General features: G+C 33.4%; 12 protein-coding genes. All 12 read right to left on the bottom strand.

Translation table 11 applies throughout. The features are described 5' to 3' along the window. Nucleotides 1-209: 209 nt before the first annotated feature. Nucleotides 210-728, bottom strand: coding sequence for a hypothetical protein (locus tag DI076_RS19875; protein ID WP_108961588.1), 519 nt, complete (start codon nt 726-728; stop codon nt 210-212). A gap of 215 nt (nt 729-943) precedes the next feature. Further along, the gene (locus DI076_RS19870) at nt 944-2,041 is read right to left on the bottom strand and encodes a hypothetical protein (protein ID WP_108961587.1); all 1,098 of its coding nucleotides are present in this window, start codon (nt 2,039-2,041) and stop codon (nt 944-946) included. Between the two features lie 190 nt (nt 2,042-2,231). Next, nucleotides 2,232-3,458, bottom strand: a complete 1,227-nt coding sequence (locus tag DI076_RS19865) for a hypothetical protein (RefSeq protein ID WP_135358427.1) — start codon at nt 3,456-3,458, stop codon at nt 2,232-2,234. A 203-nt stretch (nt 3,459-3,661) separates the two neighbouring features. Then, complete coding sequence (locus tag DI076_RS19860; RefSeq protein WP_245918610.1) at nt 3,662-4,279, bottom strand: hypothetical protein; 618 nt, start codon at nt 4,277-4,279, stop codon at nt 3,662-3,664. A 7-nt stretch (nt 4,280-4,286) separates the two neighbouring features. After that, nucleotides 4,287-4,568 (bottom strand): hypothetical protein, encoded by a 282-nt coding sequence (locus DI076_RS20415; RefSeq protein ID WP_245918608.1) that lies wholly within the window; start codon nt 4,566-4,568, stop codon nt 4,287-4,289. Nucleotides 4,569-4,792: 224 nt separating this feature from the next. Beyond that, nucleotides 4,793-5,341, bottom strand: a complete 549-nt coding sequence (locus DI076_RS19855) for a hypothetical protein (RefSeq protein WP_108961585.1) — start codon at nt 5,339-5,341, stop codon at nt 4,793-4,795. 783 nt (nt 5,342-6,124) lie between these two features. After that, nucleotides 6,125-6,499 carry a PIN domain-containing protein gene (locus DI076_RS19850; protein WP_108961584.1) on the bottom strand — a complete coding sequence of 125 codons (375 nt, stop codon included), beginning with the start codon at nt 6,497-6,499 and terminating at the stop codon, nt 6,125-6,127. Then, entirely contained in the window at nt 6,496-6,711 is a 216-nt protein-coding gene (locus DI076_RS19845; RefSeq protein WP_108961589.1) for a hypothetical protein, read from the bottom strand. Before DI076_RS19845 ends, DI076_RS19850 begins: the two co-directional genes overlap by 4 nt. A 625-nt stretch (nt 6,712-7,336) precedes the next feature. After that, on the bottom strand, nt 7,337-8,722 hold the full coding sequence (locus tag DI076_RS19840) for an AlbA family DNA-binding domain-containing protein (protein WP_108961583.1): 1,386 nt from the start codon (nt 8,720-8,722) through the stop codon (nt 7,337-7,339). 200 nt (nt 8,723-8,922) lie between these two features. Next, nucleotides 8,923-9,672 carry a hypothetical protein gene (locus DI076_RS19835; protein WP_108961582.1) on the bottom strand — a complete coding sequence of 250 codons (750 nt, stop codon included), beginning with the start codon at nt 9,670-9,672 and terminating at the stop codon, nt 8,923-8,925. Between the two features lie 224 nt (nt 9,673-9,896). After that, nucleotides 9,897-10,439 carry an SMI1/KNR4 family protein gene (locus DI076_RS19830; protein WP_108961581.1) on the bottom strand — a complete coding sequence of 181 codons (543 nt, stop codon included), beginning with the start codon at nt 10,437-10,439 and terminating at the stop codon, nt 9,897-9,899. 569 nt (nt 10,440-11,008) lie between these two features. Next, on the bottom strand, nt 11,009-11,371 hold the full coding sequence (locus DI076_RS19825; protein ID WP_135358426.1) for a hypothetical protein: 363 nt from the start codon (nt 11,369-11,371) through the stop codon (nt 11,009-11,011). Nucleotides 11,372-11,517 lie beyond the last annotated feature (146 nt).

Genomic DNA, 11,517 nt, shown 5'->3' with positions numbered 1-11,517 from the left:
AATTGCGAATAACGAACTAGCCTTAACGACGTAGGCTGACCCTGAGTCCCAACGGGACGGTAGGGACTGGCACGTAGTTTGCGGATGCAAACGAGTGACAGAAAGCCTATGTGTCGCAGACCGAGCGAGGCCTTGTGCCGAAGCGAAGCGTTAAGGTGCTGTTATGCGAAGTAGTGTAATTAATTCGATAGATATATATTCAATTAATTTTAATTGATAAGATTGTCATTTGAGTTAAGGCATTGGTTTAGTGGAATTTTCTTAATTTGTTTTCTATCTAAACCATTTATTTCTCCGAAATTGTATGGTTTATGATTAGGATTGTCAGTATTTATAAAACCATACATATAGTTTAATTCCGTATTATCGAAAACTATTGTGATGACTTTTTCAGAAATAATATATGCTTTTGTGTATGATCTCGATATCGGTATAGGCATTACAATAGGAACAAATACAGCATACACACCTAAACCAGTCCATTTGAGTCCGTTTGAAAAATATAATACTTTACATTTTTCAAATAACTCAATATGTGAAGGAGTCCCGAAGCAATCAATAATCTCGTTTTCACTAAAAAGATTTTCTTTTTTAAAGCAATAGTGATTAGATTTCCAAATTTTGTCTTGTTTTACTTCAAAATTACCTAGAGTAAAGACTGCGAGTCCCAGGCAATTAGAACATAAAAGTAAGGGAATGGACAAGATGAATTTTTGTATTTGTTTCATATTTTGTTCTTTTAATTTATAAAAAATTTACACTATTTCGCATAACGAACTAGACTTACCGAAGTTCCCTGACCCTGAGTCCCAACGGGACGTTAGGGACTGGCATGTAGCTTGCGTAAGCAAGGCGAATGCCAGAAAGGGAATTTGCCGGAGGCCGAGCGAGGCCTTGTGCCGAAGCGAAGCGGTAAGTCGCTGTTATGCGATGTTGAAAATGATTACTTTTTTCTTTTTTTGAAATATTTTTTTCTTAAGCTGATCAAATTTACTTTTTTACCGTAATAGTCCATATCTTTTGTTTTCTTTTTTTCTCTTATCAAATAGCGTATAATTAGTCTGTTTAATCGCGTTTCAAAATTTTCAATAGAAATGGGTATTAGTTTATTTTCTTCAATAGTTGATCGGATAAAATTTATTTCATTAATGTAGTCTGAACGTTTGTTGTATTTGGCTAAAGTATCATCTATGAGACTTTTGTGACTTTCAAGGTAAAAGGCTAGATCATTGAAATTTGATTTTTGAATTGTTTTTACTAGAAGATTACGTAAGAGTGTAATGCTTTTTTCAATACTTGAAACATCTGTGAGTGTGGATCTGCTAGCAACTTGCATTATCCCGGTAGTTTTTATAGCGAATCCAATTTTTTTCAATAGCGTTTCAGCCTTTCTAAACAATAGGGGTCTATTGAAGTTTTCATATATCATTATTGAATAAATTTCTGGAGCTAAAAATAGAGACTTTGAAGTGTTTATGTTTATGTGGAATTTTTTTTGAAATTTTTTGAAGGTATCTAAAATATATTTTTCTTTCCTTGATTTTAGTTCTTCTGTGTTTTTTGTTATACTGTTCAATAAATTGTATACGAATATTAGTATGATAATCCAAATTTCGTTTATCAAGGTAGATGGATCGGGCAAAATTTTCGTTGCAGTTGATAGGTAATTTTTATCTAGGAAGAATGTGACAGATAGAATACCAAAATAAGTGATAAATTGTCTTATCCAGTTTATAAGGAGTGCTCTTTGGTAAATGAAGATTATTAGAATTCTTATAATTATGTAGTAATAGCTGCAGAAAGCAATATTTCGGTTCAAATAATCCAATCCAATTTCTGAGAAAATAATTGCATATATGATTAGTAAAAGAGCAGGAGTTATTACCCTGTATACGATATTAAATGCAGGTGCTTTATCAATAGGAAGAGATACGCTGATTTGTTCATAATCAGACGTTACCATTTTTTCCCCAATTTTATTTATGAGGAAAAAACTAATAAATGCGAGTGAAATGTAAATTAAGTGATCTATATATTCCATTTTTTTTTCAATGTCGCATAACGAACTAGACTTACCGAAGTCCTCCGACCCTGAGTCCCGGAAACGGGACGTTAGGGACTGGCATGTAGCTTGCGAACGCAAGGCGAATGCCAGGAGGAGGATTTGCCGCAGGCCGAGCGAGGCCCTGTGCCGAAGCGAAGCGGAAAGTCGCTGTTATGCGACGGATTTATTAGTCAATTTTTAGAATTGGTCTTCTATTCCCATCGGCGTATACTTCAATGTAACCATCGGTTGAGAGTTTAATTGCAGCGCCAGACTTTGATAATTCTACGCATGCTGCGGTTCTACCGCCACCAAGACTTCCGCCTGAGATTCTAATTATTGTACCAATTAAAAGAATATGACCTTTTCTATTGATGACTGTACTACCATCTATACTAAGTATTTCTTTTCTAAGAGATCTTGATAAATCCTGAAATTTCTGTCCCTTTGTTAAGGAATATAGAAATTCTTTTTTTATTTGGAAGTCTGAGTTTTCATTAAGATCATAAGATATTAGCTTTTTAACATCAAAGGCTTCCTCATCAACTACGGCTAAAACTCCCCCGGTTTTTGCTAATGAAATGTCTAGGCATGTTTGGAAAACGGCTTCTTTTAATTTTCTTTCGTAAATTTGTAAATTGGCACTAATTTTATGCATTAAAGAATTTGTATCAAACTGAATCCATTGCTTATTCTTTTTAACAAATTTAAGATTTCCATCTTTAATAAGTAGGATATCTCCTAATCTAGTTTGAATTAGTACGCTAGAATTTCTTAAATTATTAACTGAGCTAAATCTGTAAGGTAGCATAGAGTCGTCATAGAAATTATCAAATTGGTTTAGTCCAATTATATCTCCATTTAGATTTATTTTAATAAAACTACACATACCATCACTAAGGGGTGCAAAGTAATCTTTTTCGATATGTTTTTGAATTCTATTTAGATTTTCATAATTATAAAAATCTCTTTCAAATGAATTTTCAATTATGAAACCGAAAGAAATGTTTTTTCCTTCATAAGTTTTGTTTCTCCAGAATTGTAGACCTTTTAATAGGTCGGTAATTAAATTATTTAGATAAGGTTGATCAAAATTATCAAAATCTTCTAAAATGAAACTTCTTAGAATCGCATTATCAAAAATATTTTCAATAATTGAATTGGATATTTCATGATTAAATTCGAGATTCTGGTAATTTTCTAATTGATTCGCTACTAATCTGAATAGGAAAGAATCGACAGAATTAAATGTATTTAATTTTGTTACTTCATAAATCGTATCCATCAGGGAGATGTTTATGGATTTTCTGTTCTTGTTGTTTTTTTCAAGTGAAGAATTTTCGTTATTAGAATTTTCAATTATCCTCGATCCAGGAAAAAGATTTTCAAGATAGTTATATATTTCTTTTCTCATTTTTTTATGTACTTTATTTTTTAAATCTGTCGCATAACGAACTAGGCTAACCGACGTAGGCTGACCCTGAGTCCCGAATGGGACGTTAGGGATTGGCGCGACGCTTGCGAAAGCAAGAGGAGTGACAAAAGCCTATGTGTCGCAGACCGAACGAGGGCGTAAGTCCCGAAGTGAAGCGGTTAGTCGCTGTTATGCGCCGTACTTTATCTGCCCCTTACATATGGAAAAACAACATCTGTTAAAATAGTTTTAAATAAGCCGTCTAATTGATATATAACAATTTTCTTTTCAGTTTTTAGATAATCCGTTAATATTTTAGATGCGAATTTTGATATTGATCCTGGGATTTTTCCAAATATTGTCCCAATTATTTTTTCTGTAATTGGTAGAACTGAAATAGCCATATCTTTTAATAAAATGCTATCAATATGTCTATTGTATAGATTTTTACCTTTATTTTTTAGATTATCAATTGCAATGGTAAATTCTATATCGTTATATTCTAAAGCGTTATGACTTTCGCAATATGATTGAAATAAATTGCTTTCAATGATAGTTTCAAATTTCTTTATGTGATCTAGGTCAATCTCCTGTTTTGGAATTGGAAGTTTTTGAGGCGAAGTTTCAATTAATGATAAAAAATTTGATATAGCAAAATATAGTTCTGCTGGCATTAGTTGTTTACAGTTTTTAATGTTTGGAAATTTAAACATATTGATTGTACTAGTTTTGGTATTTGCAGCAAAAAATACAGTTTCTAGATAGAATTCAATTTCTGCGACATTTTTGTACTTTTCATTTATACGGTAATCGTCAGGCATATAGTGTTCAAATAATTCTGAAACTCCAGATTCTATTACTTTTTTTTTCGCCAGGATGATCGATTAGTGATATTTTAGGGCTTTGGATATGTGGTTCATCCTGCTTTCTTAAGATACTATGTATATTTAGATGTGAAGCTCCGCATTGAAATAAAGTCGAATAGATGATAGAATTTACGTTAACCGGCGGTGTTCTTATTTCTTCAAAGATGGGAATATTGGCGACATCATTTAAGGCTGAAATTGCGGCTAATTGATAAGGGTTTATTGAAACAATTCTATTATTCATTTTTCCTCAAAAGAAATTAAAGTATGGCGCATAACGAACTAGACTTACCGAAGTTCTCCGACCCTGAGTCCCAACGGGACGTTAGGGACTGGCATGGAGCTTGCGTAAGCAAGGCGAATGCCAGGAGGAGAATTTGCCGCAGGCCGAGCGAGGCCTTGTGCCGAAGCGTAGCGGTAAGTCGCTGTTAATTGCAGTAGATTTTAAACAAAAATAAATTATTATGTTTATAGTGAATTGTCCATCTTTATTTTATTGATACATATTTCTGGTAAGGAAGCTTTTTTTATTTCATTGTTATGTAATCCGTTTGTTTTTCCAAAGTTTGAAATATTCTTGTCATTTACAATAACAATACCGAATAAGTATTCTACATCAGAGTAGTCATATATATTATATTCTAATAAGTTGTTTTTAAAATAAAAATATTTTTTGTCAAATCCTGTCGGATAAAATAAAACAGGAAATAATAATAGTATTGGTGTAATTGTAACGAAATCCCAAGAGATGCCATTTTTGTATATTAGAACATCGCATTCTCCATACTTACTAATTTCTAGTGGTTCACCATAACACTCTAGGACTGCATCTTTTGTGTAAATATCATTTTCCCTTTTGCAATATTTACGAGTATCTCTGTTATATAATATAAGATATTGTTTTGTTTCATATTTTTGGAATGATCCTGTTTTTGCTATAGCTAATCCAGCACATGATTGCGAAACAAAAGCTAATATACTTAAAGTAAAAAAGTTTTTCAGATTATGGATTTTCATAAGATTATTTTTGATTTTAAATTTTGTAATTGCGAATCTTGGAAGGAGTGATGATTAATAATTTTGATTTTAAATTTATTCTTAAAAAACTAGAATATATAAAAAAGATTAATCTATTGCAATTAACGAACTAGCTAACAGACGTAGGCTGACCCTGAGCCTCGCAGAGGCGTTAGGGACTGGCACGTAGTTTGCGTATGCAAACGAGTGACAGAAAGCCTATGTGCCGAAGGCCAAGCGAGGGCGCAAGTCCCGAAGCGTAGCGGTTAGCGTATGTTAATTGCAGTGTCCAAGTTATAGAAAAGATAAAGTTAAGAAAGAATCAAGGCCAAAAATATTGGTAAGAGGTAAATAAAGTCGACTCTTTCTCTTTGATTAATTTTCGCTGAAATATCCCAAACAGAGCATATTAAAACAGAACTGTGAGTAAAATAAACAAAGTATTAGAATAATGAGAAAGACGAAAACAAAATAAAGACTTTAATAAAATCTCTTCAAATAACCATTCAAAATCAAACTCGGCTTTCTCAGAGCATGACAAAGAACATGTAATTTCACAAACAGCGAAAATTTGAACAGATACTTCTAAATCACTTTTTGGACATTGCAATTAACGAACTAGACTTACCGAAGTCCTCCGACCCTGAGTCCCAACGGGACGTTAGGGACTGGCATGTAGCTTGCGAAGGCAAGGCGAATGCCAGGAGGAGGATTTGGCGTAGCCCGAGCGAGGCTTTGTGCCGAAGCGAAGCGGTAAGTCGCTGTTATGCGACGTGTTTGCTGTTATTGGTATATATATTGAAATTCAAGAAGCTTTAATATTTTTTTATCAAGAGTCCAAAGCTTTAAATTTCTCATTTTTGTTTCGTAAATTAAGATCGAATCTATAATTCCGATACCAAATTCAAAATGTTTTTTTTCAAAAGAAAGACTTCCAGCTTTAATAAAGGCACCATTAGAGAAAACATTATTTAAATTTTCCCAATAATCTAGAACGAACTCAAGCTCAGTTTTATTTTTGCAACCTTGTAAAATTTCTCCAAAAACAACTTCATGAGCAATGACTTCTGAAGCTTCAATAAGTCCTGTTAATTTAGAAAAGTAAGGCTCTTTTCCTCTGAAAAATTCAATCCAAACAGAAGTATCTACTAAAATCATTGTAATCTATTAATTTTCCTAACTTTTTCAGCAGAGAAATTTGAAGAGAATTCAAGAGGTTTTTTTCTTAATTTTTCATTCAACTTTTTTATCTTTGCAAGCTTAACCCATTCGGATAGTGCCTTTTGTAGCGAATCGGTAATATTTTTGCCTTCAGTATACTTCTGGACTTCTGTAATTAAATCATCAGGTAAAATTGCGGTAACTTTCATACGATTCATAATACGATCTAGTATCGTATTATGTCAAAATCTTTTTTATCATTTATTCAAAGTTTTGCAAACATGTCGTATAACGAATCAGCCTTAACGACGTTCCGTGTAGCTGAGCCTCTATGAGGCGTTAGCGTAACACGGAATGTGCCTTTAGGCCGAGCGAGGGCCCCACGAGAATCAGATTTCATCAGGAATCTGAGGCGAAGTGGAAAAGCGCCTGAGGGAGCGTTAAGGCGATGTTAATTGCAGTTAGTTAATATAGTATAAAAGTTTAGTCGAAAGGGTCCTACAATCGAGCGCAAATTTTCTCTTAAATCTTAAAAAGCAAAAGTTTTTAACTGCACTTTAATGGAGAGCAAAGCTTTAATTGTTCTCTTCCAAAGCTTTAATCGACAAAACCCTCATAAAAAAATTTGCGCGTTATCTTCTGTAGATCAACTAATTGCAATTAACGAACTAGACTAACCGACGTAGGCTGGCCCTGAGTCCCAAACGGGACGTTAGGGACTGGTCACGACACTTGCGTAAGCAAGGGGAGTGCCAGAAGCCTATGTGTCGCAGACCGAGCGAGGGCGTAAGTCCCGAAGCGAAGCGGTTAGTTGCTGTTATGCGAAGCTTGCAATTACGGAAGATTCCTTCTGCCCAATAACTCTTTGACTACATCTTCTACCAAATCACGACTTACTGATGCACCTTGGAAAATTTCGAATAATGAGCTAGCAACTCTGTAAACATAATTTCCAATAGCCGAGCGTGCCGTTTCAATTGGTAATTGTACATTAATTTCAATTTCATCTTGTTTTGAAATAGACTTTCGGGTAAACATTATAGAACTTCTTGCCCAAGAAGTTAGATATCTGTCATCTAAACTTGTCCAATGAAATAGTATATTTATGTTTTCTGAATTTATTGCCTCAAATGCTTGTGCGAAATCTAGTAGCACTAACAAGGATTCTGCAATTCTAAAAATTACAATACTAATATCCAGAGTCTTGTTTATTGTGTTATCTCTGAAATCATCCTCTATACCTCGTCTCAAATAAAATTCTCCTTTTGGAGAGAAACGCCAATAATCTAGATGTCCATGCAATTTAGGAGCCTCGCGCGGTAAAATTAGCGCTTCCCAGAATCCATTTTTTACATAAGGGTTTGATTCCTCTACAAATGAACGGCTATCAATCCACATTGGCCATCCTGTATAATGATTATTTGATGAGAAGATCAGATTTAGAAAATCTTGGTTCATCGAATAATCTTTTTCTATTCCATTTATCTTTGCTGCAATTTCATATGTTCCATGCGGGTAGAGAGTTTTATTTCTTTTTAACATTTCCTCGGAATATTGTTTTCGTGATTGAGAGATAAATTCTTTTAAGTAGTCCATAGAATTTTGTTTTTGAGGTATTTTTTGATTTGAGAGAGTATTAAAAAATTCTTTTAGATTGTTATTTTCTATTGATGTTAGATGTCTTCGGATAAATCGACCTATGTCAGCCTCACGATTTTCAAAACATTTTTCAACTATTGATGACCAATCTTTCCATGTTGCCTCTGTTGTGCTTGGAGTATTGTTTGAATTAAGTGATCTTATATATACTTTATTGATTTGAATAATAGTTTTTCCGTTAAATTCTAGCTGAGATTTGGTCGCTACTGGATTTCTCACACCTGCAGGGATTTCTATTACAACGAACGTTTTATCTTGAATTACCGGAAAATGTACTTTGATTTCGAAGGATTCGGAAGAATATTTTGATACTAAATTTTGAATTTTATCTATGTGAAATTTATCATTAACATTATTTGGGGCATTTTCTAGGTCAGGCTTACCAGTTGAATTTACAAAACCAATGAGTAAATATCCTCCATTATGATTATAAAAGGCTAAAATTGCTTTTACTAATTTTTCTATTCCTGAAAGTTCTTCAGGATCTATCCAATTTTTAAGTTCTAAGGAAAGACTTTCCTTCGGATTGTTCACTAGTTCATATAAAAATTCTGAATTCATTTTTTTTGCAAGTTTCGCATAACGAACTAGACTTTCCGAAGTTGTCCGACCCTGAGTCCCGAAGGGACGTTAGGGACTGGCATGTAGCTTGCGTATGCAAGGCGAATGCCAGGAGGACAATTTGCCGCAGGCCGAGCGAGGCCTTGTGCCGAAGCGTAGCGGAAAGTCGCTGTTATATGCAGTCGGTCTATTGGTATATTTTATTCAGATATTGTAATTAATATTCTTTCTACGCTATCTAAGGTGTTATGCAAAAGCCAATTAGATGCATCGATTAGAGAAAGTTGATTATTTTCGTTCAGAATTTTAAAATCAATAAATTCCTCTTCAAAAAATTTAGGAACAGAGGGGTTTAGATTCTTAGTCAGACCGCTATTTTGATTCCAATTAACTGTTTCTCTAGGATTGCTCATATCCATTAAATTGTGAATAATCTGTGATCTATGTTGACTTAGAGGTTTAATGAATTTTCCGTTTTCTTCATTAAGTAGTTTCAATATTTTCTCTTCGCAAGAGATTGTATTGTTATTTATTTCTTTAATAAATTTTTTCCAATCATATCTACTGAATTCTTTTGAAAAAATGACTGTAAATAGTTTTGCTAAATAATCAAAGAAAGACGCAGATGAAAATATTTGATCATCGAACAAATATAATAATATTTCTGTAAAGTTTGAAGTTTCATTATTATATTTTATAATGTCCTCACTTCTTAGATGAAAATTGATTTGATCATCTAGATATTTATTTACATTGTTTATTTGAAATTCTATTTCTTTTGCATGAAAAATTATGGAATTTAGACGATACTTAAGACTTTTTTCTAAATCGAATAGATTTGTATTATATTCAGATATAATTTCGTTTCCATATTTTAAATTTTTAAGTGTAAGATCGTGTATTTGACTATTTATTAGCTTTTTCCTTTCTACTAGTTGTAGATCATTCATAATTTTTTTGACCGATTGCATATAACGAACTAGCCTTAACGACGTAGGCTGACCCTGAGTCCCGTAACGGGACGTTAGGGGCTGGCATGTAGCTTGCGCAAGCAAGGCGAATGCCAGAAAGCCTATGTGTCGCAGACCGAGCGAGGCCGTAAGTGCCGAAGCGAAGCGTTAAGGTGCTGTTATACGAAGTTGCCTAATTATTTGATTAAGTTGAGATATTTCATTTATTCTTTATAATAATTTTCTGCTGTTTGATATTTCCAATTCCAAAATTTTTCGCCTTGGCAAATTATGAATCTATCAAACCATATTTCGAAATTAGATTCTAATTTTATTGCTTCAAGAAAATGATCATGTTGATCCTTTACCATTAAATAATTTGGTTCACCTTTCTTATATAATTTGAGATTAATTATTATATTTTCTTGATAGATCGTTCCAATTTTCAGAAATCCTTCTGCATTGTCTTCATATGTGTTAGATTCAATTTCTTCTAATCTGTAAAAAAGGATTTCACCTCCAAAGTTTGAATCTTCAAATAAAGTACAGCCGTTGTTTATCATTAAAAAATTTATATAATCTATTGGAAGTTCATATTTAAGTTTAGTTTGAAATCTTATGATTTCTTCGTATTGAATTGGTTGATTAAATACACATTTACCTGTTGAAAAAGATCCGTTTGCATTTTGGCACACCAACTCACTATTTTTATTTAATCTTTTTTTTAATGTTTCTAGAGTTAATTTTATTAATTCGCCGTTCTTCATTTTAATTTCATTTTAGGCAATTTCGTATAACGAATCAGCCTTAACGACGTTCCGTGTAGCTGAGCCTCTTCGAGGCGTTAGCGCGACACGGAATGTGCCTTTAGGCCGAGCGAAGGCCCCACGAGAATCAGATTTCATCAGGAATCTGAGGCGAAGTGGAAAAGTGCCTGAGCGAGCGTTAAGGCGATGTTAATTGCAGTTAGTTAGTATAGAATAAAAGTTTAATCGAAAGGGTCCTACAATCGAGCGCAAATTTTTCTTAAATCTTAAAACTTAAATTACAAACAGAACTTTCATGTAGAGCATAGCTTAAATTGTTCTCTTCCAAAGCGTTAATCGACAAGACCCACATAAAAAAATTTGCGCGTTTTCTTCTGTAGATCAACTAATTGCAATTAACGAACTAGCCTTAACGACGTAGGCTGACCCTGAGTCCCAACGGGACGTTAGGGACTGGCTCGTAGTTTGCGTAGGCAAACGAGTGACAGAAAGCCTATGTGTCGCAGACCGAGCGAGGGCGAAGTCCCGAAGCGAAGCGTTAAGGTGCTGTTATACGACGTCCGTATTGATCAAATCGGATAATTGATTCCATAAAATAGTATTTTCAATTTAATGAAAATACCAGATATTGAAGTTATTTTATAGGAGATTTGAGTTATTTCTCCTTTCGGCATATTTATTTCAGTAAAAGGTGATGAGCAATAAATTGCACCTAAAGTCCATCCAATGCAAAACGTTGAATAATTAAAAAGTAGATTATTTCCTGTTTTATCTGAAATATAAATAGGCGATTCAAAATTTCCATAAATCCAAGGAAGATTTTTTGCTACTTGAATTGGATGTCGTGAAATATAGTCTCTTGAATTTGATTCTTGATATTTTGACCAAATATACCTTCCATTAATTTCATTTCCTGGAGGAGGAACAAACATATTTGCAGCAAAGAAAGGGAGAGTTAAAATCAAGTTTTGGGTAAGATTAAGTTCTCTTTTCTCAGCATGAAGTGTGAAGAATGGTATTAAATAAAAAATTGTATAAGTAAATGTTTTAATGATTTTTGTTATAGTTCAGTGAAAAA

Source organism: Leptospira ellinghausenii, assembly GCF_003114815.1.
Taxonomy (GTDB): domain Bacteria; phylum Spirochaetota; class Leptospiria; order Leptospirales; family Leptospiraceae; genus Leptospira_A; species Leptospira_A ellinghausenii.
This window is presented reverse-complemented; position numbering and strand designations above follow the sequence as displayed.